29 protein-coding genes are annotated in these 26,687 nt (G+C 71.5%); 21 read left to right on the top strand and 8 right to left on the bottom strand.

Translation table 11 applies throughout. From position 1 onward, the window contains the following. Positions 1-3: 3 nt before the first annotated feature. Positions 4-1,950: a DHH family phosphoesterase gene (locus EXE44_RS07940; protein ID WP_121562941.1), complete on the bottom strand. Its 1,947-nt coding sequence runs from the start codon at positions 1,948-1,950 to the stop codon at positions 4-6. Positions 1,951-2,091: 141 nt separating this feature from the next. On the opposite strand from EXE44_RS07940, the gene EXE44_RS07935 reads away from it, so the two are divergent. The 6 genes from EXE44_RS07935 to EXE44_RS07910 all read left to right on the top strand — a co-directional run bounded on the left by EXE44_RS07935 (position 2,092) and on the right by EXE44_RS07910 (position 6,732). After that, complete coding sequence (locus EXE44_RS07935; RefSeq protein WP_137705392.1) at positions 2,092-2,607, top strand: Mov34/MPN/PAD-1 family protein; 516 nt, start codon at positions 2,092-2,094, stop codon at positions 2,605-2,607. Continuing rightward, complete coding sequence (locus EXE44_RS07930; protein ID WP_137716694.1) at positions 2,604-3,056, top strand: adenylyltransferase/cytidyltransferase family protein; 453 nt, start codon at positions 2,604-2,606, stop codon at positions 3,054-3,056. The genes EXE44_RS07935 and EXE44_RS07930 overlap by 4 nt, the downstream gene beginning before the upstream one ends. Positions 3,057-3,135: 79 nt before the next feature. Continuing rightward, positions 3,136-4,539 carry a heme o synthase gene (locus tag EXE44_RS07925; RefSeq protein WP_137716693.1) on the top strand — a complete coding sequence of 468 codons (1,404 nt, stop codon included), beginning with the start codon at positions 3,136-3,138 and terminating at the stop codon, positions 4,537-4,539. 83 nt (positions 4,540-4,622) lie between these two features. Beyond that, entirely contained in the window at positions 4,623-5,705 is a 1,083-nt protein-coding gene (locus tag EXE44_RS07920; protein ID WP_137716692.1) for a HAMP domain-containing sensor histidine kinase, read from the top strand. Positions 5,706-5,790: 85 nt separating this feature from the next. Then, complete coding sequence (locus EXE44_RS07915) at positions 5,791-6,033, top strand: SelT/SelW/SelH family protein (protein WP_137716691.1); 243 nt, start codon at positions 5,791-5,793, stop codon at positions 6,031-6,033. Between the two features lie 111 nt (positions 6,034-6,144). Continuing rightward, positions 6,145-6,732, top strand: coding sequence for a hypothetical protein (locus EXE44_RS07910; protein ID WP_137716690.1), 588 nt, complete (start codon positions 6,145-6,147; stop codon positions 6,730-6,732). A 5-nt stretch (positions 6,733-6,737) separates the two neighbouring features. Here the strand turns inward: EXE44_RS07910 and EXE44_RS07905 are convergent, their stop codons facing one another. Together EXE44_RS07905 and EXE44_RS07900 are read right to left on the bottom strand one after the other, a co-directional pair. Then, positions 6,738-9,173 carry a cation-translocating P-type ATPase gene (locus tag EXE44_RS07905; RefSeq protein ID WP_137716689.1) on the bottom strand — a complete coding sequence of 812 codons (2,436 nt, stop codon included), beginning with the start codon at positions 9,171-9,173 and terminating at the stop codon, positions 6,738-6,740. Positions 9,174-9,248: 75 nt separating this feature from the next. Further along, positions 9,249-9,449: a hypothetical protein gene (locus EXE44_RS07900; RefSeq protein ID WP_121562935.1), complete on the bottom strand. Its 201-nt coding sequence runs from the start codon at positions 9,447-9,449 to the stop codon at positions 9,249-9,251. Positions 9,450-9,546: 97 nt separating this feature from the next. Here EXE44_RS07900 and EXE44_RS20715 point away from each other — a divergent pair, with 97 nt between their 5' ends. From EXE44_RS20715 to EXE44_RS07870, 7 genes are all read left to right on the top strand, one after another. Further along, positions 9,547-9,723 carry a hypothetical protein gene (locus EXE44_RS20715; RefSeq protein WP_199233699.1) on the top strand — a complete coding sequence of 59 codons (177 nt, stop codon included), beginning with the start codon at positions 9,547-9,549 and terminating at the stop codon, positions 9,721-9,723. Between the two features lie 7 nt (positions 9,724-9,730). Then, positions 9,731-10,246, top strand: a complete 516-nt coding sequence (locus EXE44_RS07895) for a cytochrome c oxidase subunit II (RefSeq protein WP_137716688.1) — start codon at positions 9,731-9,733, stop codon at positions 10,244-10,246. After that, positions 10,243-12,033, top strand: a complete 1,791-nt coding sequence (locus EXE44_RS07890; protein ID WP_137716687.1) for a b(o/a)3-type cytochrome-c oxidase subunit 1 — start codon at positions 10,243-10,245, stop codon at positions 12,031-12,033. The genes EXE44_RS07895 and EXE44_RS07890 overlap by 4 nt, the downstream gene beginning before the upstream one ends. After that, positions 12,030-12,245: a CbaC protein gene (locus EXE44_RS07885; protein ID WP_137716686.1), complete on the top strand. Its 216-nt coding sequence runs from the start codon at positions 12,030-12,032 to the stop codon at positions 12,243-12,245. The genes EXE44_RS07890 and EXE44_RS07885 overlap by 4 nt, the downstream gene beginning before the upstream one ends. A gap of 103 nt (positions 12,246-12,348) precedes the next feature. Then, on the top strand, positions 12,349-12,735 hold the full coding sequence (locus tag EXE44_RS07880) for a co-chaperone YbbN (RefSeq protein WP_137716685.1): 387 nt from the start codon (positions 12,349-12,351) through the stop codon (positions 12,733-12,735). A 118-nt stretch (positions 12,736-12,853) separates the two neighbouring features. Continuing rightward, complete coding sequence (locus tag EXE44_RS07875) at positions 12,854-13,276, top strand: iron-sulfur cluster assembly scaffold protein (RefSeq protein WP_121562930.1); 423 nt, start codon at positions 12,854-12,856, stop codon at positions 13,274-13,276. Between the two features lie 87 nt (positions 13,277-13,363). Beyond that, positions 13,364-14,038 (top strand): Sjogren's syndrome/scleroderma autoantigen 1 family protein, encoded by a 675-nt coding sequence (locus tag EXE44_RS07870; RefSeq protein ID WP_137716684.1) that lies wholly within the window; start codon positions 13,364-13,366, stop codon positions 14,036-14,038. Positions 14,039-14,247: 209 nt separating this feature from the next. Here EXE44_RS07870 and glmM read toward each other — a convergent pair whose 3' ends face one another. After that, a complete protein-coding gene (gene glmM / locus EXE44_RS07865; RefSeq protein WP_137716683.1) occupies positions 14,248-15,612 on the bottom strand; it encodes a phosphoglucosamine mutase in 1,365 nt (454 codons plus the stop codon). Positions 15,613-15,738: 126 nt separating this feature from the next. On the opposite strand from glmM, the gene EXE44_RS07860 reads away from it, so the two are divergent. Continuing rightward, positions 15,739-16,329 carry a DUF6517 family protein gene (locus EXE44_RS07860; protein WP_137716682.1) on the top strand — a complete coding sequence of 197 codons (591 nt, stop codon included), beginning with the start codon at positions 15,739-15,741 and terminating at the stop codon, positions 16,327-16,329. Between the two features lie 48 nt (positions 16,330-16,377). Here EXE44_RS07860 and EXE44_RS07855 read toward each other — a convergent pair whose 3' ends face one another. The 4 genes from EXE44_RS07855 to EXE44_RS07840 form a co-directional block, all read right to left on the bottom strand. Next, positions 16,378-16,986, bottom strand: a complete 609-nt coding sequence (locus tag EXE44_RS07855; protein ID WP_137716681.1) for a hypothetical protein — start codon at positions 16,984-16,986, stop codon at positions 16,378-16,380. 43 nt (positions 16,987-17,029) lie between these two features. Beyond that, positions 17,030-17,422, bottom strand: coding sequence for a hypothetical protein (locus tag EXE44_RS07850; RefSeq protein ID WP_137716680.1), 393 nt, complete (start codon positions 17,420-17,422; stop codon positions 17,030-17,032). Next, complete coding sequence (locus tag EXE44_RS07845; RefSeq protein ID WP_137716679.1) at positions 17,422-18,117, bottom strand: RAD55 family ATPase; 696 nt, start codon at positions 18,115-18,117, stop codon at positions 17,422-17,424. Before EXE44_RS07845 ends, EXE44_RS07850 begins: the two co-directional genes overlap by 1 nt. 108 nt (positions 18,118-18,225) lie before the next feature. After that, positions 18,226-18,699 (bottom strand): chemotaxis protein CheW, encoded by a 474-nt coding sequence (locus EXE44_RS07840; RefSeq protein WP_137716678.1) that lies wholly within the window; start codon positions 18,697-18,699, stop codon positions 18,226-18,228. Positions 18,700-18,801: 102 nt separating this feature from the next. Here EXE44_RS07840 and cheB point away from each other — a divergent pair, with 102 nt between their 5' ends. From cheB to EXE44_RS07805, 7 genes are all read left to right on the top strand, one after another. Further along, positions 18,802-19,896, top strand: coding sequence for a chemotaxis-specific protein-glutamate methyltransferase CheB (cheB, locus tag EXE44_RS07835; RefSeq protein WP_137716677.1), 1,095 nt, complete (start codon positions 18,802-18,804; stop codon positions 19,894-19,896). Continuing rightward, entirely contained in the window at positions 19,896-22,226 is a 2,331-nt protein-coding gene (locus EXE44_RS07830) for a chemotaxis protein CheA (protein WP_137716676.1), read from the top strand. Before cheB ends, EXE44_RS07830 begins: the two co-directional genes overlap by 1 nt. After that, positions 22,223-23,041 carry a protein-glutamate O-methyltransferase CheR gene (locus tag EXE44_RS07825; protein WP_137716675.1) on the top strand — a complete coding sequence of 273 codons (819 nt, stop codon included), beginning with the start codon at positions 22,223-22,225 and terminating at the stop codon, positions 23,039-23,041. The genes EXE44_RS07830 and EXE44_RS07825 overlap by 4 nt, the downstream gene beginning before the upstream one ends. Continuing rightward, positions 23,041-24,255, top strand: coding sequence for a HEAT repeat domain-containing protein (locus EXE44_RS07820; protein WP_137716674.1), 1,215 nt, complete (start codon positions 23,041-23,043; stop codon positions 24,253-24,255). The genes EXE44_RS07825 and EXE44_RS07820 overlap by 1 nt, the downstream gene beginning before the upstream one ends. Beyond that, on the top strand, positions 24,256-25,128 hold the full coding sequence (locus EXE44_RS07815; protein ID WP_137716673.1) for a CheF family chemotaxis protein: 873 nt from the start codon (positions 24,256-24,258) through the stop codon (positions 25,126-25,128). It abuts the gene before it with no gap. An 84-nt stretch (positions 25,129-25,212) separates the two neighbouring features. Next, complete coding sequence (locus tag EXE44_RS07810; protein ID WP_137716672.1) at positions 25,213-25,926, top strand: HAD family hydrolase; 714 nt, start codon at positions 25,213-25,215, stop codon at positions 25,924-25,926. Next, positions 25,923-26,615 carry a class II aldolase/adducin family protein gene (locus EXE44_RS07805; RefSeq protein ID WP_121600129.1) on the top strand — a complete coding sequence of 231 codons (693 nt, stop codon included), beginning with the start codon at positions 25,923-25,925 and terminating at the stop codon, positions 26,613-26,615. Before EXE44_RS07810 ends, EXE44_RS07805 begins: the two co-directional genes overlap by 4 nt. The last annotated feature ends 72 nt before the right edge of the window (positions 26,616-26,687 follow it).

The raw sequence follows: 26,687 nt of genomic DNA, 5'->3' as shown, positions 1-26,687 counted from the left end.
GGGTCAGTCGTCGAGCGCGATGGTCGACGAGAGCGCCTCGTCGATCTCCGCGCCCGCCATCTTCTCGACGAGCGCCTCGATCACCTCGCTCCGGCGGCCCTTCACGAACTTGATGGAGCCGACGACGAGGTGGCCGCCGCCCGAGACGCCCGCCTCGGGCAGCTCCTCGTTCAGCTCGGTCACCATGTTCGGGATGTCGAGCCGGACGCCGTCCGAGCGGAGGACGCAGAAGTCGGGGCCGTAGCCGATGGTGATGACGGGGTCGCCGGTCTCGGTCACCTTCTCGTCGTGGAGCTCGCCGGTGGTCTTGCCCGGCGCGGGGTAGGTGAACCGGTGGGCGTACTCGTCTAAGTCGATCCGGTAGAGGTGCGCGCCGGAGGCGAGCCGCTCGTGTTCGACGTGGTCGTCGACCGCGTCGAGCTGGCGCTCCACGTCGCGCTCGGCGCGCTCCGAGAGGAACTCGACGAGCTCCTCGTGGCGCTGTTCGTCGTCGCAGCCCACGTTCAGCGCGTCGTTGACGAGGGTCTTCCCCTCGGAGTAGCGGAGCCAGTGGGCGGCGTAGTCGAGCGCCTCGCCGATGTCGAGGAGGTCGGACTCGTCGTAGCCGGCGCCCTCGGCGAGCGCGACGTAGTCGTCCATCGCCTCGGCCTTCGAGCGGTCGGAGAGCCCGGCGACCGCCGGCACGTGTTCGAGCTCCTCGGTGAGCGACGGGTCGATCAGCCGGGCGAGCTCGACGCACATCATCCCGGTGGTGACCCGGTAGTCCTCGCCGTGGAGGTAGGGGTTCACGTGGGCGTCGAGCAGCGGCTCGACCGCCTCCGGGTCCGGGTGGTGGTGGTCGACGGCCGCGATGGGGATGTCGTAGTGCGCGAGGTTCTCGTAGGCCGGCACGTCCTCCTCCGTCGACCCGTTGTCGAGCATGAGGAGGAAGGGGAGCTTCTGCCCGTGCCGGGCGCGGCCCTCCAGGGCGAAGTTGAGGTCGCGGGTGACGTCCTCCATCTCGTAGTAGGGGGCCTTGCTCGGGAGCCGCTTGAACAGGTGTCGCGGCGCGTCGGGGTCGCCGTGGACCTCGCGAACGAAGTTCTCGACGGCGAGCTGGACCGGGATGGCGGCGCACATCCCGTCGCCGTCGGCGTGGTGGCGGACGCGGATCGGGCGGCCGGCGAGGACGGTCCGGCGGAGCAGCCGCGCGAGGTCGCGGAGGTCCTCGTGGATGGGCTCGAACGCCTCCCACTCGACGAGGGGGTCGACGTCGGCGGGCTCGGCGCGCTCGTCGAGGGCGGCCTCGAAGCGCTCGCGGGCCTCGGCGGCGCGGTCGTCGGGGAGGCGCTTCAGCGAGTCGACCTCCAGCTGGAGGGCGTCCTCGCGGCTCTCGATCGTCCCCGAGACGTGGACCATGTCGCCGACCTCGACCTCCGGGTACGCCCGGACGCCGGCGGACTCGAAGGCGGCACAGGAGACGACCCCGGAGGCGTCCGCGACGGCGAAGATGGTGGGGCCGCCGGTCTGTTTCGCCTGAACGACCTCGCCCTCGACGGTCGCCTCGTCGCCCGGAGTCAGGCCGCGGACCCGCGAGACCGTCGGCTCGTGGGCGACGGTCTCGGTGCGGTAGCCGTCGGGGTCGACGTCGTCGAACGCGACGTCGCCGTTCTCCTTCACCTCGGTGAGCCGGACGATCAGCCGGTCGCCGACGGCGTAGTCGCCGTCGAGGTTCGACTCGTGGACGAGGCCGCTCACGGCGTCGGAGAGGTCGACGAACACGCCGTAGTCGACGACGCCGTTGACCTCGGCGTGGTACAGGGCGTCGATTTCGGCGTCTTCGAGGGTACAGTCGGGCGCCAGGTCGTAGACGGTCGGCCGGTCGTCGGCCGCCCCCTCCGCCGCGTCGGCGTCGGGTTCGGGGCTCGAATCGCCCCGCGTGCCGGAATCCCCGGCGGTGTTCTCGCTCATGGAGAGCAATCGGGAACGGCCGGTGTTAAGCCTGTTCTCTCGGGGCTCTCGCCCGCGGACCGGCGGACGCCCGGAGCGTGGAGCCCGCCCGGCGTCCCGCGGTCCGGAACCCCTATGAGGCGACGGCGACTTGTCTGACCCATGCGACTGTTCCGCTCGGACGAGCTCCTCGGCATCGCCCGAGAGACCCTGGAGTTCGTCCTCGAGGCGAGCGAGGAGACTCACCCCAACGAGTACATGGGGTTCCTCCGCGCGGACGACGCCCGGAAGCTCGACCTCGACCGAGACGGGCAGGTGATCACCGACGTGCTCGTCATCCCGGGCACGGAGTCGAGCCCGACCAGCGCCACCGTCCGCACCAACATGAAGCCGAACGACATGCGTGCCGTCGGCTCGGTCCACTCCCACCCGAACGGCGCGCTCCGGCCGAGCGACGCCGACCTCGCCACGTTCGGGCAGGGGAAGGTACACATCATCGTGGGCGCCCCCTACGGGTGGGGCGACTGGAAGGCGTTCGACAACGAGGGCAAGCAGACGACTCTCGACGTGCTCGACGTGGCGGTCCCCGACGAGCACTTCTTCGATTTTACCCAGGAGGACATCGACCGCGAGCTGGATGACCGCGACGGCGGCGGCTTCCTCTCGTGGTTCCGATGACGCGGGTCGTCGCGCAGGGCACCTTCGACCTGCTTCACCCCGGCCACGTCCACTACCTCGAGGACGCGGCGACGTACGGCGACGAGCTCCACGCCATCGTCGCCCGTCGCACCAACGTCACGCACAAGCCCGCGCCGGTGCTGTGCGCCCGCCAGCGCCGCGACATGGTCGCCGCGCTCGCCGCGGTCGACGAGGCCCACCTCGGCGACCCGGAGGACGTGTTCGTCCCCATCGAGCGGCTCGACCCCGACGTGATCGTGCTGGGGTTCGACCAGCACCACGACGAGGCCGCCATCGCCGACGCGCTCGCGGCCCGCGGCATCGACTGCCGAGTCGAGCGCGCGTCGGGCCGAGAGCCGAAGTACGAGGACGAACTGCTCTCCAGCGGCGACATCGTCGACCGGATCGTCCGCGAGCGCGGCGACGGCTCGGACGAGACGCCGCGGTGACCCGGCGGTCGGCCCCGCCGGACGGCGCGCGGGCGGGGAAGCGCGGCATCTAAATGGACTGACTCCCAAACCGAGGTGAGTGAATATTCCCGACAAGTTCCCCGCGGTGTTGGCCGCGGCCGCGATGGGCGTGTACCTCCTCGTCGTCGTCGGCGCCACCACCTCCCTCACGGAGGCGGCGGCGGCCTGCGGCGGCTGGCCCGCCTGCGGGAGCGGCGCCGCCCTGCCGACGGCGACCGAGGGCTGGATCGCCCTCGGCCACCGCGTCCTCGCGGTCGTCGTCGGCCTCCTCGTCGCGCTCTCCGCCGCGCTCGCGTGGCGGGACGGCGCCGACCGCCGGGTCCGCGCCGCCCTCGCGGTCGCGCTCGTCGTCTACCCGGCGCAGGCCGGCGTCGGGGCGCTCGTCGCGCTCGGCGACCTGCCCGCCGCCCTCGGCTCCGCCCACCTCCTCCTCGGGATCGGCATCTTCGGCGCCGTCCTCGCCGCGCTCGCGTGGTGGCTGGAGGCCGAGACGGGCGTCCCGGGCGACGCCCCCGAGGACTTCGAGCCCGGCACCGACGACCTCCCGCCGGTCGAGGAGGCGCCGGAGCCGGAGATCCCGACCGCGACGCTCCCGCGATTGCGGGCGACCGCGGCGGCGTACTTCCGGCTCATGAAGCCGCGCCTGATGTGGCTGCTCTGCCTCGTCGCCGCGGCCGCGATGGCGCTCGCGGGCGGGGCCGGGTTCACGCCCGGCGTCGTGGCCGCAACGCTCGCCGGCGGCGCGCTCTCTATCGGCGCCTCCGGCACGTTCAACCACGTCCTCGAACGCGACGTGGACAAGCGGATGCAACGCACCAGCGACCGCCCGCTCGCGACCGACCTCGTCCCGGTCTCGCACGCCCTGGCGTTCGGTGGGCTCCTCACGGTCGTCTCGCTCGGGCTGTTCTGGAGCGTGAACGCCCTGACGGCCGCGCTCGGGCTGGTCGCGATCGTGTTCTACAGCGTCGTGTACACGCTCGTCCTCAAGCCGAACACGGTCCAGAACACCGTCATCGGCGGCGCGGCCGGCGCGCTGCCGGCGCTCATCGGCTGGGCCGCGGTCACGGGCGAGGTCGGCGGCGGCGGGCTGCTGCTCGCCCTCGTCATCTTCCTGTGGACGCCCGCGCACTTCTACAACCTCGCGTTGGCGTACAAGGACGACTACGAGCGCGGCGGCTTCCCGATGATGCCCGTCGTCCGCGGCGAGACCGCGACCCGCCGCCACATCCTCTGGTACCTCGGCGCGACGCTCGTCGCCGCGGTCGCGCTCGCCGCGGCCGCCGACCCGCTCGGCGCGCTGTACGCGGTCGTCGGCGTCGGCGTCGGCGCCGTCTTCCTCTGGACGGTCGTCCGGCTCCACTACGAGCAGACGGAGAAGGCGGCGTTCCGCGCGTTCCACGCCTCGAACGCCTACCTCGGGCTGCTGCTGTTCGCGGTCGTCTTCGACGCCCTGGTGGTCTGACCCGCCGCTCGGGCCGACGGACCGTCTCGAAACCGACAGTCGGGTAGCGCCGTTTATACGTCTCGGACCGTAACCGATGGGCGATGGATTCCTCGACGCGGGCGGCCGTCAGAGCGCTGTGGCCGGTCTGGGGGGTGGGCCTCGCGGTCCTCCTTTCGCTGGTCGCCGAGGTCGCCGTCATCGCGCTCGGGGCGGGAACCGTTCCCGGCGGCTTCTGGGTGGGGTACCTCTCCTCCGTGGCGATCCTGCTCGGCTTCGGATACTTCCTCCGGTGGGTCCCGGACTCCGGACTCTCGGTCGCCCGATACCCGCGACTCAACCGATGGCTGCTCGCCGGTACGGCGGGGTTCCTGCTCATCAACGTCGGATTCATGGCGACGCTGTCCACCGAGTCGGACTTCCAGCTGTTCAGTTGGGTTCGGTGGGCGGTCAGCTTCGGCGGCGGGGTCGGGCTGACGATCGGCGTCTTCGAGGCGCGAGCGATCGAACGCGAGGTCAGGGCCGAACGCGACCGGATGCGACAGACGGAGCTCCGCCGGGAGCGCGACCGCCTCGAGGAGTTCGCGAGCGTCGTCTCACACGACCTCCGGAACCCGCTCAACGTCGCTCGCGGCCGCGTCGACCTCGCGGCGGCGGAACGCCCGGACGACGAGCACTTGGAAGTCGTCGCGTCCGCGCTCGACCGGATGGGCGAAATCGTCGAGGAGACGCTCGCGCTCGCCCGCGAGGGGAAAAGCGTCGATGAGGTCGAAGAGGTCGCCATCGACGAGTGCGCGCGTCGGTGCTGGTCGAGGGTCGAGACGGCCGACGCGACGCTTCGGGTGACCGGGCCGGTGACGGTGCGAGCCGACCCCGACCGGCTCTCGCACGTCTTCGAGAACCTCTTTCGGAACGCGGTCGAACACGGCGGCCGAGACGTGACCGTTCGGGTCGGCGAGCTCGACGGAGCGACCGGATTCTTCGTCGAGGACGACGGCCCCGGAATCCCCGACGACCGAGTCGAACGGGTGCGCGAGACGGGCTTCTCGACGGCGGAGGACGGAACGGGGTTCGGACTGTCGATCGTCGAGCGGATCGTCGACGCGCACGGCTGGACGCTGCGGATCGACGAGGCCGACGACGGCGGCGCGCGCTTCGAGGTAGTCGGTGTCTCCCGGCCTTCCTGAACGGTCACGACCGACGGGACCCGGTCCGGTGGGACCAGTGACCGCGCGGGCCATTTTAAGTACGTTCGACGTGAACTACGGCCGTATGACACGCGTCGAAGTCGAGTACTGCGTCCCCTGTGGCATGCTGAACCGCGCGCAAGACGTCTCGGAGGCGATCCTCAAGCAGTTCGGCGAGGGCGTCGACGAGGTCGCCCTGGTGACCGGCGACGACGGCGTGTTCGTCGTCCGCGCGGGCGGCGAGGTCGTGTTCGACAAGACCGAAGACGAGTACGACGTCGACGCCATCGTCCGGGCGGTCAAGCCGCACGTCGGCGCGACGGCGTAACTCCGGCCGCGGTTCGGTTTCAGTTCCTTCTTCGAGTAGCACCGCAGACGTCCTTGCGTCTCGTTCACGCGGCACAAGCTAATTGTCGCTCGGCCGCGAACACCCCCGGCGATGTCGGACTCATCGCAGCGGCAGCGAGGCGACCCTCCCGCCGACGACCCGACGCTCGGGGCCGACGACTCGACGCTCGGGGGTGACGCCGCGCCGGGCGCGGACGACCGGCCGTGGCTCGCCCGGGCCTGGTATCGGTCCCGGCTCGGGACTGCCGTCGTCGCCGGCGACGTCCTCCTCGCCGTCGCCCTCACCGCCGCGGCCTCCGTGGCGGTCGACGCGCCGTACGCCGGGATCGACGGTCTCGGGCCCGGGATCGTCCCCCCGTTCGTCCCCCTGTTCAGCCTGCTCGGGGCGCTGGGGTTCGTCTCCACCGCCCTGATCGAGCGCTTCGACGCCTCGGTCGGCAGGCTCCTCCGGTACAACCTCCGGCTGCCGGCCGCGCTGCCGCTCGGTGTTGGGGTCTACCTGCTCTCGGACCTGATCCTCGGGCAGGGCGTCGACGACGTGCCGCTCGTCGTCGGGCTTGTCTTCCTCTCTGGGCTGTACGTGAACCTCGCGTACAAGCGCCTCGGCGCGCTGGCGCGCCGGCTCCTCCCCTCGGGCAGCGGTCAGGGGGAGGACCGCTCCGGGCGGGGCGGGACCTGACCGCGTCAGTCCGGGTCGAACACCGCCCGCGCGGAGTTCGTCACGACGAGGACGCTGCTCGACGCCATCGCGAGCGCCGCCAGGAGGGGGTTGAGGACGCCCGTCAGCGCGAGCGGGATCGCCACGGCGTTGTAGCAGAACGCCCAGCCGAGGTTCTGTTTCAGGCGCCGGTTCGTCCCGCGCGTGACCGCGAACAGCTCCGGCACCGCCGAGAGCCGGTCCTCCAGCAGGACCGCGTCCGCGGCGTCGGCCGCGAGGTCCGTGCCGGAGGCGACCGAGACGCCGAGGTCGGCCGCCGCGAGCGCCGGCGCGTCGTTGCTCCCGTCGCCGACCATCGCGACCGGGCCGTCGGCCCCCAGGCGCCGGACCGTCTCGGCCTTCGCCTCCGGCGGCACCTCGGCGAACACCTCGTCGATCGCGGGGTGGTCCGCGAACCGCGCCGCGGCCGCGGGCGCGTCGCCGGTGAGCACGACCACGCGCCGCCCGTCCGCGTCGAGGTCGGCGACGACCGACTCCCACCCGTCGCGCACCTCGTCGCCGACGGCGAGGACCCCGCGCACGCGGCCCTCCCAGCCGACGTAGACGGGGACGTTCCCGCGGTCGCGGGCGGCCGTTCCCGCCTCACGCAGTCGGTCGGACGCCGGCCAGCCGCGCTCGTCGAAACAGTCTGGGTGGCCGACGACGACCTCGTCGCCGTCGACCCGCCCCGCGACCCCGCGGTCGAACACGTCGACGCCGGTCGCGGACAGGGAGTCGAGCGCGTCGACCTGGGCCGGCGCGCCGTCGGTCGCGTCGCCGGCGGCGGACGCCTCGCCGCCGTCGGTGGCCGGTCGCGACCCCGCCGGTCGCTCCCCGTCGCCCAGCACGCCCGCGACGATCGCCTCCGCGACCGGATGGACCGAGGCGCGCTCGACGGCCGCGGCGCGCTCCCGCACGCGCTCGACCGACTCCCCCTCGGCGGCCGTCGCGTCGAGCAGCCGCATCTCGCCGTCGGTGAGCGTGCCGGTCTTGTCGAGGACGACGGTGTCGACGTCGGCGGCGGACTCGAAGACGGCGTCGGAGACGACGACGATGCCCCGCTTCGCCGCGTCGCGGATCCCGGCGGCGACCGCGAGCGGGGTCGCCAGTCCGAGCGCGCAGGGACACGAGACGATCAGCACCGTCAACCCGACGAGCGCGGCGTCGACCGGCGCCGACCCGAGCGCCAGCGTGGCGGCGGCGCCGACGGCCGCGACCGCGACGACGAGCGGCACGAAGACCGTCGCCAGCCGGTCGACGAGGCGCTGGATCCCGGACCGCGAGCTCTGGATCTCCCACAGCAGCCGCACGAGGGTGTCGAGCGTGCTCGCCGCGTCCTCGCCCACCTCGACGACGACCGGCGAGTCCGTGACGACGGTCCCCCCGCGGACCGGGTCCCCCTCGCGTTTCGTCGCCGGGAGCGACTCGCCGGTGACGAGCGCCTCGTCGACCGCGGCGGTCCCCTCGGCGACGGTCCCGTCGAACGGCACCCGCTCGCCGGGGCGCACGAGGAGGCGGTCGCCGGGGTCGACCGCGTCGGCGTCGAGGCGATCGCCCGCCTCGGTCCGCACCGTCCGGTCCTCGGTCGTCGTCAGGTCGGCGAGCATGCCGGTCGCGCGGCGCTTGATGACCGACTCGTAGTGATTGCCCGCGGTGACGACGAGGACCACCGCGATGGTCACGTCGAAGTAGAGGTCGGTCCGGCCGACGAGCAGCGCGAGCGTGCTGTACGCGTACGAACTGGTCGCCGCGAGCGACACGAGGAGGTCCATGTTGGGCTGTCGCGCCCGGAGGCTCACGTACGCGCCCCGCAGGATCGGGTAGCCGGTGTAGAACAGCACGATCGAGGCGAACAGCCAGATCTGCGCGAAGAGGTAGGTGCCGGAGACGCCGCCGAGGTCGAGGATCGGCTCGTACCCGAAGTAGGTCGGGTACAGGAAGAGCACGTACCACAGCATCGCCATCATCCCGAAGAAGCCGCCGCCGATCAGGAACCGCACGACGGCGTCGTCCTCGTCGGCGTCCGGGTCCGCGCGGTCGCTCGCCGAGTACCCCGCGACGGAGAGCCGATCGGGGAGCTCGTCCGCGTCCACCGCCTCCGGGTCGTAGTCGACGCGGATCGTGTCGGTCGCGTAGCTCGCCTCCGCGGCCGCGACCCCCTCCTGCTCGCCCGCCCGCATCTCCAGGAAGGACTCGCAGGTCGCGCAGTGCATCCCGTCGACGTGGAGGAACGTCGTCTCGCCGTCGAAATCGTCGCCCGGCGTCGCGTCCGGGCGCCGCTCGTCGAGGTCGTCGAGGTCCTCGACGCCGTCGAGCGAGCGCGCGACGGTCAGGCAGCCGCGGCAGCAGAACTCGCCGTCGACGTCGGGGGCGGTGTGCGGGTCGTCCCCGGTCGGGAGGTCACAGAGCGTACAACGTGACATGTGGATTCGATTCCGGCGTCCCGCGCGACCGGTCCGTCGCGTCTCGCGGGCTGTCGCGTCTCGCGGGCCGACCGGCTACGCCTGTTCCGCGTCGTTCGCGTCGCCGCCTACTCCCGGGAAGCTCCCGCCGGTCGCGATCCGGAGGCTCGCCCAGATGAGCAGGACGTTCACCAGCGTGATCGCGACGAAGACCTCCGCCCGATCCGCGATAAACACCGCCGCGGGGACGATCCCGCCGAGGATCAGGAGCACGGCCTGTTGGATCGAGAAGTCCATACCGTAGCCTAGCGCCCGCTGGGAATATATAATACCCGTGTTTTCAGGGTCCGAGAACGGATGGATCTTATATAGCTCTCTGTTGTCAAGCCCGCCCATGAGCCGAAACGAGACCGCACACGGTCCGCCGGGCGACGTGAGCGGTGACACCGAGGAGTTCGATCCGATCGGGACCCTCACGCTCATCGGGATATACTTCGTCATCCTGGTGCTGTCGTGGGTGTACATCTACTACATCGAGTTCCTCGGCCGCGATCTGGTCGTCGTGGGGTGATCACGAGATGCACATCCACGCCTACGAGAAGATCTGGCTGGCCGCGTCGGTACTGCTGATCCTGTTCCTCCTCGGTTCCGTCACCTACGGCGCCGTCGGGCCCGGCGTCGCGATGGTGAGCGACACCGAACCGACCATCGACGCCGGGGCGTTAGACGAGGACGAGCGGTTCTCCGAGCCCCGCGTCGAACGGGTCGGAGAGAACGAGTACGCGGCGTACGTCGTCGCCCGACAGTTCGGGTTCCAGCCGGACCCGATCGTCGTGCCGGCGAACAGCACGGTGACGTTCTACATCACGTCGGCGGACGTGATACACGGGTTCGAGGTCGCCGGGACGAACGCCAACACGATGGTCGTCCCCGGCGAGGTCTCCGAGATAACCGTCCGCGTCGAGGAGCCGCAGGAGTACGGCCTCCTCTGTAACGAGTACTGCGGCGCCGGTCACCACGTGATGGAAGGGAAGGTGAACGTCGTCAGTCAGTCGGCCTTCGAGGAGCGGACCGACGGGGGTGACGGCGAATGAGCCAGGCGCTCGAAGGCGACCGGACCTTCGCCGACAAGTTCCCCGAGGAGGCGCGTATCGTCCGCGCCGCGCTCCTCAGTTCCTTCCTCGCGCTGGTGATCGGGGCGATCCTCGGGATCATCCAGACGCTCCACCGCACCGACGTGGCGCGGATCATCCCGTCGACCGACTACTACACCGTCCTGACCGCTCACGGGGTGTTCCTCGCGATCAGCTTCACGACGTTCTTCCTCGTCGGCCTGTTCACGTGGGCGGTCGTGCGGAGCCTCGACCGGCCGCTCCTCAACACCAAGATCACGTGGACCTGGTACGCGCTCATGGCCGTCGGGATGACGATGACCGGCGTGGCGATCCTCGCCGGCTTCGTCGACTCGATCGACATGAGCGCCGACGTGCTGTTCACCTTCTACGCGCCGCTCCAGGCGCACCCGATGTTCTACGCGGGGCTCGCCGTGTTCATCGTCGGGTCGTGGATCGCCGGCGCCGACTTCTTCCGCACGTGGCTCGCGTGGAAGCGCGAGCACCCCGACGAGCGGATCCCGCTCCAGACGTTCATGGTGCTGACGACGATGGCGATGTGGTACATCGCGTCGTCCGCCGTGGCGGCGTCGGTGCTGATCTTCCTGCTGCCGTGGTCGCTCGGGCTGATCGACCAGGTGAACCCGACGCTGACCCGCACGCTGTTCTGGTTCTTCGGCCACCCGGTGGTGTACTTCTGGCTGATGCCGGCGTACCTGCTTTGGTACACCGTGCTGCCGAAGATCGCCGGCGGGCGCCTGTTCAGCGACCCGCTGGCTCGGGTCGTGTTCGTGCTGTTCCTCCTGCTCTCGACCCCGGTCGGGATCCACCACCAGTACCTCGACCCGGGGATCGCGGAGGGGTTCAAGTTCATCTCGATGACGAACACGCTGTTCCTGCTGCTACCGAGTCTGCTCACCGCGTTCACCGTCGTCGCGAGCGTCGAGTACGGCGCCCGCCAGCGCGGCGGGAGCGGGATCCTCGGCTGGCTCACCGACCTCCCGTGGCGGAAGCCCGAGTTCACCGGCATGATGCTCGCGGGGCTGATGTTCGCGGCCGGCGGCTTCTCCGGCATGGTGAACGCCGGGATGAACATCAACTACATGATCCACAACACGATCTGGGTGCCGGGCCACTTCCACCTCACCGTGGGGACCGCGGTGGCGCTCACGTTCATGGCCGCCACCTACTGGCTCTGGCCGCAGATCAGTAACAAGCCGATCTACAGCCGGACGATCGGGCTGGTCCAGGTCGTCGTCTGGTTCATCGGCATGGCGCTGATGTCGAACGCGATGCACGCGCAGGGGATCATGGGCGTCCCGCGCCGGACCGCCGAACCCGAGTACTCCGGCTTCGAGTACGCCACGATGTTCGGCGGGTTCGAGGAGCTCAACGTCCAGATCGCGATCGGCGGGACGCTGCTGTTCGTCTCGACGATCCTGTTCATCGGGAACCTCCTGCTCACGATGGGGAACCCGACGGTGTCCGGGCTCGCGGACCCGCTGCCGCCCGCGCTGTCCGGGCCCGCCGACTCGCCGAAGGTGCTCGACAACCTCCGGCTGTGGGTCGGCATCGCGCTGACGCTCGTCGTCTTGGCGTACGCGCTCCCGCTGGCGGCGATCATCCAGCGCGGCGGCCTGCTCGGCCCCGGCGTCGGCACCTACCCGGTGTGGCTCGCGCCGCTGTTCGACGCGTTCGCGAACGCGACGACCGCGCTCGTCGGCGCCGTCGGCGACGCGTCGGCCGCGCTGGTCGAGGTGGTCCGATGAGCGTCGACATCTCTCGCGGCGGCCTGCTCGTGACGCTCGCCATCTTCGGCGTGATCGTCTACGAGATGCGGACCGTGCTCGACTTCGTCGGGATCGAACTGCCCATCATCCCGTACATGGCCGCCGTCTTCGTCCTCGCCGGCGCCTCGGTCTGGTACGTCACGCTGAAGGGCGGATGGCGGACCGAACCCGAGGGCGACGAGCCCGCGTAGCGACGCGGGCGCCGCCGTTCGCGCTCTTCTCGCTTCCCGCTTCTCCCCCGGAGTCGACTTCGCCGACAGAAGCAGTTATGGCCGTCCGCGACCGATAGTGTGTATGGAATCCAATACTGCCTCGAACGCGTCCGAGGCGACCGGCGGCGGCGCCTCGGACGCTCGCCGTCCGGTATCGCTGTCGGACGAGGCCGACCTCGACGCCTTCGTCGGCGACGCGAACGTCGCGCTCGTGGAGTTCTACACCAACGGCTGCGGCATCTGCGCGAGCATGGAACCGGTGATCGGGAACGTCGCTCGCGGCGTCGAGGTCGACCTCGCGGTCGGACTGGTGAACCCCCGCGACGACCCGCCGCTGGTCGAGCGGTTCGACGTGCGGAGCGTCCCGCTGTTCGTCCTCTTCGTCGACGGCGAGCCGGTCGCCCGGCGCGCGGAGGGGTTCATCCCCGGCGACGAACTGACGGCGTGGGTCGAGGAACACGCGCCGTAGGGCGACGACTCCCGGGGGCGGGAGCGGCGGCGCACGCCGCGATGAACCGTCGCCGATTACGGTGCGGAGCCCGGCCGACGGAACCCTTTTGAGCCGGACCGGCCTACTCGGAGCCAGTATGGGACTGGGCTCGGACATGTACCGGCAGCAGATCCTCGACCACTACAAGAACCCGCGCAACTACGGGGAACTCGAGGATCCGGACTTCACGCACGTCGGCGAGAACCCCTCCTGCGGCGACACGATCCGGATGGAGGTCCGACTCGACGACGCCGAGGAGGCGGTCGAGGCGGTGCGGTTCACCGGCGACGGCTGCGCCATCTCGATGGCCTCCGCGAGCATGCTCTCGGAGCGGCTCCACGGGATGGCCCTCGACGACCTCGACGCGCTCGACACCGACGACGTCACCGAGATGCTCGGCGTCGACATCTCCCCGATGCGCGTGAAGTGCGCGGTGCTCGGGCGACAGGTCGCGCAGGACGGCGCGAAGATCCACCGGGGCGAGCTCGACCCCGACGACCGCACGATCACCGAGGAGTAGCCGGCCGCGGTCGGCGGTCCTCGACCTCCTCGCGGGGGCCGTCCCGAGCCCACCGGACTTTTGCCCGCGAACCACGTTCGTCCGCCCATGAGCGACGGCTTCGACAAGGAGGCGGAACGCGAGAAGCTCCGCGAGAAGTTCGCCGAGGACGAGAAGAAGCGCGAGCACACCCAGCGGATGTCCGAGCTCCTCCTGAAGGGCGCGACGATGACGAACCGCCACTGCGAGGAGTGCGGCGACCCCATCTTCCGCCACGACGGCCGCGAGTTCTGTCCCACCTGCGGGAACGAGGTCGAGGGCGCCGCGGCCGCGGACGCCGGTGAGGCGCCGGCCGACGCGGGCGACGCTCCGCCCGCCGAGCCCGCGACCTCAGCCGACGAGGACCCGCAGGTCGGCGCCGACGCCGCGGCCGAGAACGGCGCGGTCGGCGGGGACGCGGTCGACGCCGCCGCGAGCGACGCCGGTCGGTCGGGAGCGTCAGCGTCGAGCCCCGCGCAGTCACGACCCACAGCACCGCCACAGCGGACGGCGGCCCGAGAGACTGAGGCGCAGTCCGCCGACGACCCGCAGGCCGAGACCCCCCGGTCGCGTCCATCGCCGTCGGCGGCGGACGCCGAGAGCGTCGGGCCCGCCCGGGCGTCGCTGACGCGGACGCTGACGCGCTTCGCCCGCGCCGCCGAGGAGACGGACGACCCGCGACGCGCCCGCGACCACCTCGAAGCGGCCCGCGAGGCGGCCGAGGCGCTCGCGGCGCTGGACTGATACTGTTCATAACCTGCTGACAACGGATTGTCGGAGAGCACCACCAGATCCTCACCCGACCGCACAGCACCTCACACCATCCCAGCCTCGTCGGCCTCCCTACCGTCGGCCGACTCCAGCGAGGGACCGGAGGTCGACAGCCGGCGGGTAGCGCCGGCGACCTCGCGCGTGCCGGCTCGCGCTACCGCGATCGTACTCGTGGTCCGGCGTTATCGACCGCTCTCGACGGCGACGCGCATGTCTTTCGCCAGCCGCTCGGCGCGGTCGGCGTCGGCGGACTCGGCGTAGATCCGGATCTTCGGCTCGGTGCCGGAGGGGCGGACGAGCACCCACGCGTCGCCGTAGTCGAGCCGGTAGCCGTCGGTCGTGTTCGGCTCCGCCTCGGCGGTCTCGACGTACGCCCGCGCGGCCGAGAGCATCTCGGCGCGCTCGTCGTCGTCCGCGTACTCGACGTTCTCCCGCACGAAGTGGTAGTCGGCGTACGGCGCCACGACCTCGCTGACGGGCGCGCCGTCCGCGGCGGCGAGCAGTTCGAGGAACCGCGCGCCGATGTACGCCCCGTCCCGCGAGAGCCGGTACGGGGGGAAGAAGACCCCGCCGTTGCCCTCGCCGGCGATGGGGACGTTGACCCCCCCCTCGTGGAGCTCGCGGGTGCGGGTGATGATGTTCGTCGCACCGATGGGCGTCAGTTCGAGGTCGGCGTCGTTGGCGGCGCAGACGTCGACGAGCCGCTGGGAGACGTTGACCGCGCTGACGACCGCGTCGCCGGGTTCGAGACAGGCGTCGGCCAGCGCCGCGAAGGAGGTGTCGCCGTCGACGAACCCGCCGTCCTCGTCGACGAAGACGGCCCGGTCCGCGTCGCCGTCGTGGGCGATCCCCACGTCGGCGTCGGAGGTCGCCACCAGCCGCGAGAGGTCCGCGAGGTTCTCGGGGACCGGCTCGGAGTCGCGGCCGGGGAAGCGCCCGTCCGGGGTCGCGTTCACGGTCAGCACCTCGCAGCCCAGCTCGCGGTAGATCCGCGGGGACGCGACCGACGCGGCGCCGTGGCCCGGGTCGACCGCGACCGTGAGGTCGGCGTCGGCGACCGCCTCGGCGTCGACCGCGGCGGTCAGCTGGTCGACGTACTCGTCGACGACCCCCTCGACCGGCGTCGTCGCGCCCGCCGACCGCCAGTCGGCGTGGTCGTACTCGTCGTCGAGGACGCGCCGCTCGATCCGCTCTAACACGTCGACGGAGAGCTCGACGCCGTCGTCGCCGACGAGCTTGATCCCGTTGAACTCCGGCGGGTTGTGCGAGGCGGTGACGAGGACGGCGGGGACGCCGGCCGACTCGCAGTAGTTGCCGACCGCCGGCGTGGGGACGACACCGAGGCGGTCGACGTCGCAGCCGACGGCGGCGAGCCCGCTCGCGGCCGCGTTCGCGAACAGCTCGCCGGTGGTCCGCGTGTCCCGGGCGACGGCGACGCGGTCGGCGTCCCAGGCCGTCCCGGCCGCCTTCGCGATGTCGAGGACGAGCGCGGGCGTGAGGTACCGCAGCGCGACCCCGCGGATGCCGCTCGATCCGAACAGCTCCATGCGAGCCCATCCGCCGGCCGAGGGGAAAGCGGTTCCGAACCGCCGCGGCCGCGCGCCGGGAGCCGCGGGACGGAGCCCGCCGCGACGACGCGTGCGGTTCATGGCGGTGGCGCCCGTTCGCCCAGTATGGACCACACGCGACGCGACGCGCTCGCCGGGGGCGCGCTCGCCCTGTCCCTCGCGACCGCGGGCTGCCTCGACTTCGCCGCGGGCGACGGGCCGCAGGGCCCCGAGGGCACGCCGGCGACGCTGACCTGCGACGACGACGGATTCGTCCGCCTCGATCGGCCGTTCGAGGCGTCGGTCACCGAGACCCTCGTCGAGACGGGCGAGACCACCGTGGAGCTCTCCTCCGAGGGGACGACCGAGACGTACGGCCAGTCGCTCCGGCTCGTCCTCCGGAACACCGGCGACGCCCCGACGCCCACGCGCGGCGAGGCCGCCTACTCGATCCAGCGCGAGACGGGCGAGGGGTGGCTCGACGTCCGCGGGTCGACGACCGGCGAGGCGGTCGAGCTCCCCCGGAGCGAGTCGACGCTCGACACGAGCTCGGCGTACGCCTGGGACGTCACGCTGACCGAGTCGGGCATCGCCGAGGCGGTCGACGGCGTCGACCTGGCGGTCTGCCCGCCGCTCGGCCCCGGGAGTTACCGGTTCGTCTACTGGGGGCTCGTCGACGCGCCGCCGATCGGCGCGGAGTTCGAACTGGTCGGCTGAGAGGCATACGACGCCCGCGCGGTCGGTCGCGGACCGCCCCGGATCGGCTCAGAACGGCTGCCAGTCGGAGGGCTTGCCGACGCGGCCGCGGACGCGGAACTCCCGGTCGTCGTCGTCCACGCGGGTCTCGACGACGACCTCGAACGGCTCGTGGAGGGTATGAACGACCTGTTCGTCGTGCGCGGTCGAGCCGACGACGCCGACGAACGGCCACCCCTCGCCGGAGGTCTGCGAGGTCATCACCCGGGTGAACCGGTAGATACGCTCGGGCTCCCAGTACATGAGCAGCTGCGAGAGCGAGTAGACGCCGACGGCGCGGTCGCGGCCCGCCGAGGACTCGACGACGTCGGTGAACTTGATCCCGATGTCGGTGAGGTTGCCCGCGCTGGCGACGTACTTCGTCGTCGGGGTGTCCTCGCGCTTGTCGCCCTGCTCGTGGGTGACGCAGTCGATGACGACCACGTCGTCGCCGTCGCCGCCCGTCAGCCCCTCGTAGTCGTCGCGGACCTTCTCGGCGGTCCGCCCCGTCGAGATGACGACGGGGCCGTCGGACCACGCCGCGAGCAGCCGGTTGAACAGGTCGTACTTCCCGCTCATCGGTGGACCGCTGATGAGGACGCTGTCGGCACCGCGGACAGCGTCGGGAAGCACAGTCATTTGGTGGACGTGAGAGAGTGTCGGATAAAACCCTTCCGAGGGATCACTTTCGGAGCATGGAAGGGAGGTCGAGCGAGGACGGCGGGCCCTCCCGCGGCCCGTCGGTCAGTGTCAGCTCGCGTATCGCACCGGGCAGCGCGGCGGGCACCGGGGACTCGCGCGGCTCCCCGGCCCCGTCGACGAGCGACCGCCAGACGGCCTCGTCGTCGGGGTCGTCCCGCTCCGCCGCCGCCTCCAGCGCCTTCGTCCGCCCTTCGTCGTACGCCAGCTCCACGATGCTCTGGTCGTAGCTCCCCGGGAACGCCTCCAGCACCCGTTCCAACTCCTCCGGACGGGGGCTGTCGACGCCGGCCGCGACGCCGAGCGCGAAGGCGCGCTCGACGGCCTCCTCCCGGGAGAGGTCGTCCCACTCCGTGCCGAACGTGCGGTCGTACATCAGTGCGTCACCGTCGCTGCCGAGCCGACGCGGAGCCCGCCGTCGGTGAACTCCACGTCCTGGATGTCGGTGTCGACGTTCGTCCCCCGCATCTTCAGCACCTGGACCCCGCGCCGCATCCCCTCGTCTTCGAGGTAGTTGTGCATGAAGACGACGCCGTGCGCGAGGTAGTGCTCCTCCGAGTAGGCGCTCGGGTCGGTCATCTCCGATATCAGGAGCGTCGTGGCGTCGGTCCGCTTCAGCGAGGAGAGCAGCTGGATCATCGTGTCCTCGTCGTCGTCGAGGAGGAACCGCAACAGCATGGTCGAGTCGAAGACGACCCGGTCGATGTCGCGGGAGTTGATGAAGCCGGTGAGCCGGTTGGTGACGCCGGACCGGTCGCGGCGGTCGCCGGGGAGGCCGAAGAAGCGGCGGCCGTCCGACGAGAAGGAGTCGAGGAAGGTGACGCGGTCGGAGTCGAGCGCGCGGTCGAACCCGAAGTCGTAGCCGCTCATGTCCTCGCGGATCCCCTCCTTGGTCTCGTGCATGCTGATGTAGAGGACGTCTTCGCCGTTCCGGGCGCCCTGGGCCGCGAACTGCGAACAGAAGGTCGTTTTGCCGCTCCCGGGCGGACCGCTCACCACGTACAGCCGGCCGTCGGGAAACCCGCCGTCGACGAGGTCGTCGAACCCCGGGACGCCGCTTGAGACACGCATACGTATGTGACCCGTTGGACCGCTGATAAGCGTTGGCACCCGGTTCTCACGGGTGAGAACCGATCGGCCGCGGCGGGTCGGCGCCCGCGCGACGGCCGGATCCCCCGTCTACGCCTCCGCGGCGTCGACGTCGTCGAGGTCCGCGGCGAGCGCGTCGTCGACGTCCGGCGAGACCCACACGACGAACCGGTCGTCGGACTTGACGATGCCGCGGACGCCCTCGTCCTCGACGGTGGTGCCCTGGTCGACGTCCTCGGGCGAGACGTCGCGGACCTGGAACACCTCGTCGACCATCCAGCCGACGGTGCCGCCCTCGTCGATCTCGGCGTCGTCGAAGACGACGATCCGCTCGCGCTTCCCGTCCCCCTCGATGTCGAACAGCGTCTTCGGGTCGACGATCGTCGTCGTCCGGCCGCGGAGGTCCATTACCCCCTCGACGTGGTCCGGCGAGTTGGGAATTCGCGTCAGTTCGCCCGCGTCGACGATCTCGTCGATGACGCCGATGTCCAGACAGTACGTCCCGTCGCCTAGCCCGAACTCCAACACCTTGGTCGGTTCGGCCTCCGCCTCTGTGGCTGCCATGCCCACACCTGCGGTAAACCGACAAATAACCGTGTTCCCTGAATTATCAGGGGTGATTACTGGGTCCGTGGATTTATGCTGATTCTGCGCCCGCCCTGTGACATGAGCAGGACGACGGATCGGCGCGGCGGTCGGGACGGGTCGCCGCGGGTGGTGGTCGTCGACGACTCCCCGTTCATGCGGGGGCTGATAAGCGACCTCTTGAGCGACGCCGGGGTCGCGGTCGTCGGCGAGGCGGGGGACGGTGAAGAGGCGCTCTCGGTGGTCGCCGAGACCCGCCCGGACGTCGTCACGATGGACGTGGAGATGCCCGGGATGGGGGGACTCGAAGCGGTCGAGCGGCTGATGGAGGAGACGCCGACGCCGGTGTTGATGCTGTCGGCGCACACCGACGAGGGCGCGGAGGTCACCTTCGAGGCGCTGGACCGCGGGGCCGTCGACTTCTTCGCGAAGCCCGGCGGCGAGGTGTCGACCGGCGTCTCGCGGGAGTCGGACCGGCTCGTGGAGGCGGTGCGCTCGGTCGCGGGCGCCGACCTCGACGCCGCGACCCGGGAGCGCGACGACCCCAGCGGGGCGGCGTCGCGCTCGCCGGACGCCGGCTCCGACGCGGACGGAGCGGCCGTCGACGGGCCGCTGACCGTGGTGATCGCGGCCTCGACCGGCGGGCCGAACGCGGTCGAGCGCGTGCTGTCGGCGCTGCCGATGGCGGACTGCCGGGTGGTGATCGTCCAGCACATGCCGGAGGCGTTCACCTCGCGGTTCGCGGACCGGCTCGACGCCGCCTCCGCGTACGACGTGCGCGAGGCGAGCGACGGCGCGCGGATCGGCGCCGGCGAGGCGCTCGTCGCCCGCGGCGGAAGCCACACGGTGATCGACAGCTACCGGGCGGGGCGACTCCGCGTCAAGCTCGACGCGGACGACGACACCCACACCGTCACCCCCGCGGCCGACGTGACGATGCGCTCCGCGGCCGAGGTGATCGACGACCCGCTCGTCGGCGTCGTGTTGACCGGGATGGGTTCGGACGCCGCCGAGGGGATCCGCGCGATGGCCGACGCCGGGGCGCGCACGTTAGCGCAGAGCGAGGACACCTGCGTCATCTACGGGATGCCGAAGCGCGCGGTCGAGACCGGCGGGGTCGACGCGGTGTACGACCTCGACGACGTGGCCGGCGCGATAGTCGGGGGTGAGGCCTGATGGACTCCCACCGCGCGGCGTTCGTCGCCGAGGCCGAGGACGGCATCACCGACCTCAACAACGCCTTACTCGCCCTGGAGGCCGACCCCGAGGACGCCGAGGCGATGGACGACGTGTTCCGCGTCGCCCACACGCTGAAGGGGAACGCGGCGGCGATGGGGTACGAGGACGTCTCCGACTTCGGGCACGCGCTGGAGGACCTGCTGGACGCGGTCCGGCAGGGCGAGCGCGAGGTGACGCCGGAGCTGATGGACCTCCTCTTCGAGGGGGTCGACGCCGTCGAGGCGATGGTCGAGGAGATCGCCGACACCGGCGAGGTGTCGACGGACCCCTCCGACCTCGAATCGCGGCTGCGCGAGATGGAGGAACACGGCACCGTCGGCGGCGGAGACGGCGCCGACGGCGGGAGCGAGGAGGCGGCGGAAGCCGACGCCGAGGACGCCGATGCCGCGAACGCAGATGCCGAGGACGCGGCCGCCGACCCGGAGGAGTCCGGCGACGGCGACGCCGGCGGCGACGCCGACGACGCGCCCGACGTGTCGGTCCCCGAGCCGCCCGCGGGCGCGGCCGACCTGCCGGACCCGGTCGCGTACGCGGACGTGACGATCGGCGACGCCCAGATGCCGGGCGTCGACGCGGCGCTCGTCCTCCAGGCCCTCGACGAGCAGTTCGACGGCCACGCGACCGACCCGTCCCCGGAGGCGCTGGAGGACGGCGAGTACGACGAGTCGTTCGACGCCTTCGTCGGCGGCGCCGACCCCGACGTCGTCGCCGAGGGGCTCCGGGCGCTCACGCAGGTCGAGTCCGTCGCCGCCGTCGCGGTGGGCGACTCGGGCGACGCAGGCGGCGAGGAAACCGAGTCGGCCGACACCGAAGCGGACGATGTAGCGGAGGACGACACAGCAGCGGAGGACGACGCGCTCGCAGACGACTCGGCCGAAGACGACGCGGCCGCCGACCCGACGCCCGCCGAAGCGGCCGACGAGGCGAGTTCGGACGAGGAGGCCGACGAGGCGGACGACCGGTCCGACGACGGCGGCGACTCCGGCTCCGCCGGGGGCTCCGACTCCAAGTCCGGCGACGAGATCAAGTCGATCCGCGTCGACGTCGACCAGGTCGACGAGCTGTACGGCCTCGTCGAGCAGTTGGTGACGAGCCGGATCAAGCTCCGCCGGGAGATCGAGGGGACGGACGCGGAGTCCGACGCCTTAGACGAGCTCGACAAGCTCGCCTCCAGCCTCCAGGACACGGCGATGGATATGCGGCTCATCCCGTTCTCGCAGGTGTCGGACTCGTTCCCGCGGCTCGTCCGCGACATCTCGCGGGACCTCGACAAGCGGATCGACTTCGAGATCGAGGGCGACGACGTGGAGTTAGACCGCACGATCCTCACGGAGATGCGCGACCCGCTCGTCCACGTCCTGCGGAACGCGGTCGACCACGGGATCGAGTCGCCCGAGGAGCGCGAGGCCGCCGGGAAGGACCCGACCGGCCACGTGGAGCTCACGGCCGAGCGCGAGCGGGACCACGTGATAATCGAGGTCTCGGACGACGGGAGCGGGCTCGACCCCGACCAGCTCCGCGACAAGGCGGTCGACGAGGGCGTCAAGAGCCGCGAGGCGGTCGAGGCGATGGAGGACGACGAGGTGTACGACCTCGTGTTCCACCCCGGCTTCTCCACCGCGGAGGAGGTCACCGACGTCTCCGGCCGCGGCGTCGGGATGGACGTGGTCCGGACGACCGCCCGCGACCTCGACGGCTCCGTCTCCATCGAGAGCGAGCCGGGCGAGGGGAGCACGGTCCGCTTCCGGCTGCCCGTCACCGTCGCCATCGTGAAGGTGATGTTCGTCGACGTCGGCGGCACGGAGTACGGCATCCCGATCAAGTCGATCGCGGAGGTCGCCCGCGCCGACGACGTCGAGGAGGTCCACGGCGACGAGGTCGTGCGACACGAGGACGACCTCTACCCGGTCATCCGGCTGAACGAGCGGCTCGGCGAGATCGACCCGAACGCGGCCGAGCCGGCGCCGACCGAGTCGCCCGCCGCGGACGGCGGCGTCGCGGTCGACGAGCCGGGCGACGACGGGTTCGTCCCGGCAGACCCCACGGCGGCCGACGGGTCCGACGGCGACCCCGACGACGACGGCATGCTCGTCCGCATCCGCGAGGAGACGCGCCAGGTCGCGCTCCACTGCGACGCGGTGTTAGACCAGGAGGAAGTGGTGGTTAAACCCCTCGACGGCCCGCTCTCGGGGACGCCGGGCCTCAGCGGCACGGCCGTCCTCGGCGACGGGGACGTCGTGGCCGTGCTCGACGTGGTGAGCCTATGAGCGGGTCCGCGGACGACGGCGAGACGGCGTTCGAAGGCGTGCTCCGACAGATCGACGACACGGTCCCGTTCGAGCCGGGGTACTACAACGAGTCGTACCTCGACCGCCGGATCACGGCGCGGATGCGCCGCCGCGACACCGAGTCGCACGCCGAGTACGAGCGCATCCTCCGCGAGGACGCCGAGGAGCGGCAGGCGCTGATGGACGCGCTCACGATCAACGTGACGGAGTTCTTCCGCAACCCGGAGATGTGGGACGTGCTCCGCGACGTGTTGCGCGAGCGGACGAGCGAGCAGCGGCGCGTCCGCGTCTGGTCGGCGCCGTCGGCGGACGGCCGCGAGCCGTACTCGGTCGCGATGCTGGCCTGCGACGACCCCGAGATAGACGAGTCGCGCGTGGAGGTGCTCGGCTCCGACATCAGCGAGGAGGCGCTCGACAACGCCCGCGAGGGCGTCTACCACACGACGCGGACGACCGACATCGCCGAGGAGCTCGAACCGCTCTCGGACCCGGACCGGTACGTCGAGCGCGACGGCGACGCGTTCCGGGTGCGCCCCGCTGTCAAGCGGCTCGTCGACTTCGAGACGCACGACCTGATCCGCGACGGCGCCCGCGATCCCTTCGACGTGGTGCTGTGTCGGAACCTGCTGATCTACATCGACGTCGACCACAAGGCCGCCCTCTTCGACACGCTGGAGGCGTCGCTCGCCGAGGACGGCGTCCTCGTGTTGGGGATGACCGAGAGCGTCCCTCCGGACCGGTCCGACCGCTACGAACCGATCGACAAGCGACGGCGGGTGTTCGGGAGGCGCTGATGTCGCTGTACCAGCACGCTCGGGACGGGAACGCGGAGCGCCTCCGTGACGCGCTCGGCAGCGACAGCGCGGCCGTCCGGCGGCGCGCGGCGGAGTTCCTCGGCGAGGTCGGCGAGGAAGGCGATCAGCCGACGATCGACGCGCTGCTCCGCGCGGCGACGACGGACGACGACCCCGAGGTCCGCGGGGCGGCGGTCGACGCGCTCGACGAGATCGGCGAGGGCGCGCTCCAGCAGCTCCTGAAGGAGCTGACGGGGGGCGGCGGCGACTCGGAGGCCGAGTGGGTCACCGCGCGCAAGTTCGCGCGGGCGCTGAAGGCCGACCGACCGGAGCTCCGGATGGCGGCGGCGAACGCGCTCGGCCGCCTCGACGACGCGAGCGGCCTCCAACCCCTCGTCACCGCGCTCGAAGACGACGACCCCCGCGTCCGGCTCCGCGCGGCGCAGGCCTGCGGGACCTTCGCCGACCCCCGGGCGATCCCGGGGCTTCGCGAGCGGCTCGGCGACGCGGAGCCCCGCGTCCGGCGCGCCGCGGCGAACGCCTTGGGCACGATCGGGACCGACGAGGCGCTGTCGCCGCTGCTGGACCTGCTCGACGACGGCGACGAGTCGATCCGCCGGATCGCGGCCGGCGCGCTCGGGAAGGCGAGCAACCCGGAACCGGTCGAGCCGCTCGCGCGGGCGCTCGGCGACGAGAGCGCGGTCGTCCGCAACGCCGCCGTCTACTCGGTGATCGAGCTGCTCTCGAACGTGCCGACCCAGCAGAGCCACGCGGTCCGCGACCAGGTGGTCTCCGAGCTGAAGGCGGCCGACGACGCGACCGTCGTCGAGCCGCTGGTCGAGATCCTCACCGAGGGCCAGCAGTCCCGCCAGCGGCGGAACGCGGCGTGGATCCTCGGGCGCGTGGCCGACCCGGACGCGTCGGCGGCGGTGGAGGCGCTCGCCGACGCGCTCGCGGACGACGACCCGCAGACCGCCCAGTTCGCGGCCACGAGCCTGAAGAGCCTCGGCGGTCCGGTCGTCGAGGACCGACTGCTCGACAAGCTCGGGCCCGAACACCCGGAGGACGCCCGCGCGAAGGCGGTGTTCGTCCTCGGACAGATCGGCGGGCAGGAGACGCTCAACCAACTCGAAGAGTACGCCGACGACGACAGCCAGGCCGTCAGGAAGCGCGTGTTCTCGGCGGTCTCGAAGCTCCGCGCGGGGGGTCCGTAAATGGCGCAGAAGGACGGCGAGTACAAGATCACGGACACGCAGGCGAAGTTCGCCGTCGCGGTCCGCGAGGGCCGCAAGGTGAGCGACGTGTCGTGGACGCCCGGTCGCGTCCTCCTCTCGAACCGCCGGCTGATCCTGGCCGGCAACGACGGGAAGCGGACCGTCCCGCTGTCGAAACTGGAGCGGCTCGGCGGGCGCCACGACGCGAACCAGTCGGTCGCGCGCGTCTCCAACTACGTGAGCTTCGACCTCGGCGAGCAGGTGCTGCTCGTCGCCGCCTCGGACCACGAGCCGTTCGAGCGCGACGTGTACCGCGCCCTGCTCGACCAGAAGACCGTGATGGCGAAACACCCCGCCATCGAGGGGGGCGTCGTCCAGGACACCGAGTGGGAGCAGGCCCGCGTGAAGATCGACGAGAACGGGCTCAACGCGGCCCTAGAGCGCGGCGCGTTCGTGAAGTTCGACCTCGACGACATCAGCGGCCTCGACGCCGCGAAGCGCACGGTGAACGGCGAGAAGAAGCCCGTCATCGAGGTGTCGCACACCGACGACGAGGGGACGAGCATCGAGACGCACGTCGCCGGCGAGCCGAGCCGGATGCGGTTCGTCGAGTCGTGGCTCCGCAAGGGCGAGGAGCGGTCGTCGACGAACGTCGACCTCTCCAGCCGCGACCGCGAGGTGCTGATGGCGCTGTACTCCGGCGTCTCGCCGTTCGAGATCCCCTCGTTCCTCGGGATGGACGTCGACGACGTGGAGGAGACGTTCGAGCGGCTCGTCGACCTGGAAGTCGTCGAGGAGGTCCGGATCCGCCGCGAGGTCGCGCTCAACTCCCGCGGCCGCAACATCGCCAGCGAGGCGATGAACGAGCAGTAGGGCGGCCCCGCTCTTCGGAGGCGATCCCGCCTCCCCGTCGGCGCGTCGAACCACGCTTAAGTCGCCGCCCGGCGCAGTACGGGCATGAGCTACGAGGCAGTGCTTTTCGACCTCGACAACACGCTGTACCCGTACGCCCCCTGTAACGAGGCGGGGAAGCGGGCCGCGCTCGACGCCCTCCGCGAGCGCGGGTACGAGCTGGACCGCGCGGCGTTCGACGACCTGTACGCGACCGGGCGGCGGGAGACGAAGCGCGAGACCGGCGGCACCGCGGCCTCGCACTCCAGACACGTCTACTTCAAGCGCGGGCTGTCCCGGCACGCCGGGGGGCCCGACCCCGCGGGCGCGCTGGCGGCCGGCGACGCCTATTGGAACGGCTTCCTCGGCGCGATGTCGCTCTGTGACGGCGTCGAGGCGGTCTTCGACGCCCTCGACGCGACGGGGACCGACGTCGCGGTCGTGACGAACCTCACGACGCGGGTCCAGCTTCGCAAGCTCGTGCGCCTCGGGATCGACGACCGGATCGACCTGCTCGTCACCTCCGAGGAGGTGGGCCGCGAGAAGCCGAGCGCGCTCCCGTTCACGACCGCGCTCGCGGAGCTCGACCGCCGCCCGAGCGAGGCGCTGGCCGTCGGCGACAACGTCGAGACCGACATCTCCGGCGCCGACGCGGTCGGACTCGATTCGGCGCTGTTCGTCGCCGACGGCGACGCGCCCCCCAATGCGGAGCTGCCGGCGCGCCAGCGCCCGGACCACCGGCTCGACGCCTTCGCCGACCTGACGGAGGTGGCGGCGTGAGCCCCGACGGCTCCGGCGCCGGCTCCGACCCCGACGCGAATCCCGACCTCCTGCGCGAGGCGCGCGAGGCGGTCGTCGAGTACGCCCCGGCGCTCGCGGACCTGACGCCCGGCCGGACCGGGAACCTGAGCGTCCGCGAGGGCGACCGCGTCGCCGTCACGCCCACCGGCGTCCCGTACGACTCCTTCGACGCGGTCGACGTGCCGGTGGTCTCGCTCGACGGCGAGCGGCTCGCTGGCCGGATGGCGCCGTCGAGCGAGGTGCCGATGCACACGGGCATTTACCAACACGACCGGCCCGGCGCGATCGTCCACACCCACTCGCCGTGGGCGACGACGATGGCGACGCTCCACCGGCGGCTCCCGCCGATCCACTACATGATCGCCGCGGTGGGCCGAGAGGTCCCCCTGGCGGACTACGCGCCGTACGGCACCGAGGAGCTGGCCGCGAACGTCGTCGCCGCGATGGCCGAGGCCGACTCCGACGCAGCAATCTTAGCGAACCACGGGCTCGTCGTCACCGGCCCGGACGTGGCGACGGCGGTCGAGAACACCCGCCACGTCGAGGACATCTGCCGGCTCTACCTCCGCGCGTCGGCCGTCGGCGAGCCGCACGTCCTCACCGACGAGCAGATGGCGACGGTCGAGGAGCGGTTCGAGAGCTACGGGCAACAGCCCGACGCGGAGTAGGGCGCCCCGGCGCAGAGTGGGTCGCGGTGACGCGGCCCGACGCCCCGCGCCGCCAGTCGGCCGGTTTTATAA

Origin of the sequence: Halorubrum sp. SS7 (assembly GCF_005435055.1) — an archaeon.
Classification (GTDB): Archaea; Halobacteriota; Halobacteria; order Halobacteriales; family Haloferacaceae; genus Halorubrum; species Halorubrum salinarum.
This window is presented reverse-complemented; position numbering and strand designations above follow the sequence as displayed.

Excerpts from the sequence above, each read along its gene's own strand:
- EXE44_RS07845 (WP_137716679.1), bottom strand. The coding sequence starts at position 18,117 with ATGCGTGTCTCAAGCGGCGTCCCGGGGTTCGACGACCTCGTCGACGGC.
- EXE44_RS07855 (WP_137716681.1), bottom strand. The coding sequence starts at position 16,986 with ATGACTGTGCTTCCCGACGCTGTCCGCGGTGCCGACAGCGTCCTCATC.
- EXE44_RS07930 (WP_137716694.1), top strand. The coding sequence starts at position 2,604 with ATGACGCGGGTCGTCGCGCAGGGCACCTTCGACCTGCTTCACCCCGGC.
- EXE44_RS07885 (WP_137716686.1), top strand. The coding sequence starts at position 12,030 with ATGAGCGTCGACATCTCTCGCGGCGGCCTGCTCGTGACGCTCGCCATC.
- cheB (WP_137716677.1), top strand. The coding sequence starts at position 18,802 with ATGAGCAGGACGACGGATCGGCGCGGCGGTCGGGACGGGTCGCCGCGG.
- glmM (WP_137716683.1), bottom strand. The coding sequence starts at position 15,612 with ATGGAGCTGTTCGGATCGAGCGGCATCCGCGGGGTCGCGCTGCGGTAC.
- EXE44_RS07870 (WP_137716684.1), top strand. The coding sequence starts at position 13,364 with ATGAGCGACGGCTTCGACAAGGAGGCGGAACGCGAGAAGCTCCGCGAG.
- EXE44_RS07840 (WP_137716678.1), bottom strand. The coding sequence starts at position 18,699 with ATGGCAGCCACAGAGGCGGAGGCCGAACCGACCAAGGTGTTGGAGTTC.
- EXE44_RS07920 (WP_137716692.1), top strand. The coding sequence starts at position 4,623 with ATGGATTCCTCGACGCGGGCGGCCGTCAGAGCGCTGTGGCCGGTCTGG.
- EXE44_RS07850 (WP_137716680.1), bottom strand. The coding sequence starts at position 17,422 with ATGTACGACCGCACGTTCGGCACGGAGTGGGACGACCTCTCCCGGGAG.
- EXE44_RS07830 (WP_137716676.1), top strand. The coding sequence starts at position 19,896 with ATGGACTCCCACCGCGCGGCGTTCGTCGCCGAGGCCGAGGACGGCATC.
- EXE44_RS07915 (WP_137716691.1), top strand. The coding sequence starts at position 5,791 with ATGACACGCGTCGAAGTCGAGTACTGCGTCCCCTGTGGCATGCTGAAC.
- EXE44_RS07880 (WP_137716685.1), top strand. The coding sequence starts at position 12,349 with ATGGAATCCAATACTGCCTCGAACGCGTCCGAGGCGACCGGCGGCGGC.
- EXE44_RS07860 (WP_137716682.1), top strand. The coding sequence starts at position 15,739 with ATGGACCACACGCGACGCGACGCGCTCGCCGGGGGCGCGCTCGCCCTG.
- EXE44_RS20715 (WP_199233699.1), top strand. The coding sequence starts at position 9,547 with ATGAGCCGAAACGAGACCGCACACGGTCCGCCGGGCGACGTGAGCGGT.
- EXE44_RS07940 (WP_121562941.1), bottom strand. The coding sequence starts at position 1,950 with ATGAGCGAGAACACCGCCGGGGATTCCGGCACGCGGGGCGATTCGAGC.
- EXE44_RS07935 (WP_137705392.1), top strand. The coding sequence starts at position 2,092 with ATGCGACTGTTCCGCTCGGACGAGCTCCTCGGCATCGCCCGAGAGACC.
- EXE44_RS07820 (WP_137716674.1), top strand. The coding sequence starts at position 23,041 with ATGTCGCTGTACCAGCACGCTCGGGACGGGAACGCGGAGCGCCTCCGT.
- EXE44_RS07890 (WP_137716687.1), top strand. The coding sequence starts at position 10,243 with ATGAGCCAGGCGCTCGAAGGCGACCGGACCTTCGCCGACAAGTTCCCC.
- EXE44_RS07905 (WP_137716689.1), bottom strand. The coding sequence starts at position 9,173 with ATGTCACGTTGTACGCTCTGTGACCTCCCGACCGGGGACGACCCGCAC.
- EXE44_RS07895 (WP_137716688.1), top strand. The coding sequence starts at position 9,731 with ATGCACATCCACGCCTACGAGAAGATCTGGCTGGCCGCGTCGGTACTG.
- EXE44_RS07815 (WP_137716673.1), top strand. The coding sequence starts at position 24,256 with ATGGCGCAGAAGGACGGCGAGTACAAGATCACGGACACGCAGGCGAAG.
- EXE44_RS07810 (WP_137716672.1), top strand. The coding sequence starts at position 25,213 with ATGAGCTACGAGGCAGTGCTTTTCGACCTCGACAACACGCTGTACCCG.
- EXE44_RS07910 (WP_137716690.1), top strand. The coding sequence starts at position 6,145 with ATGTCGGACTCATCGCAGCGGCAGCGAGGCGACCCTCCCGCCGACGAC.
- EXE44_RS07875 (WP_121562930.1), top strand. The coding sequence starts at position 12,854 with ATGGGACTGGGCTCGGACATGTACCGGCAGCAGATCCTCGACCACTAC.
- EXE44_RS07825 (WP_137716675.1), top strand. The coding sequence starts at position 22,223 with ATGAGCGGGTCCGCGGACGACGGCGAGACGGCGTTCGAAGGCGTGCTC.
- EXE44_RS07900 (WP_121562935.1), bottom strand. The coding sequence starts at position 9,449 with ATGGACTTCTCGATCCAACAGGCCGTGCTCCTGATCCTCGGCGGGATC.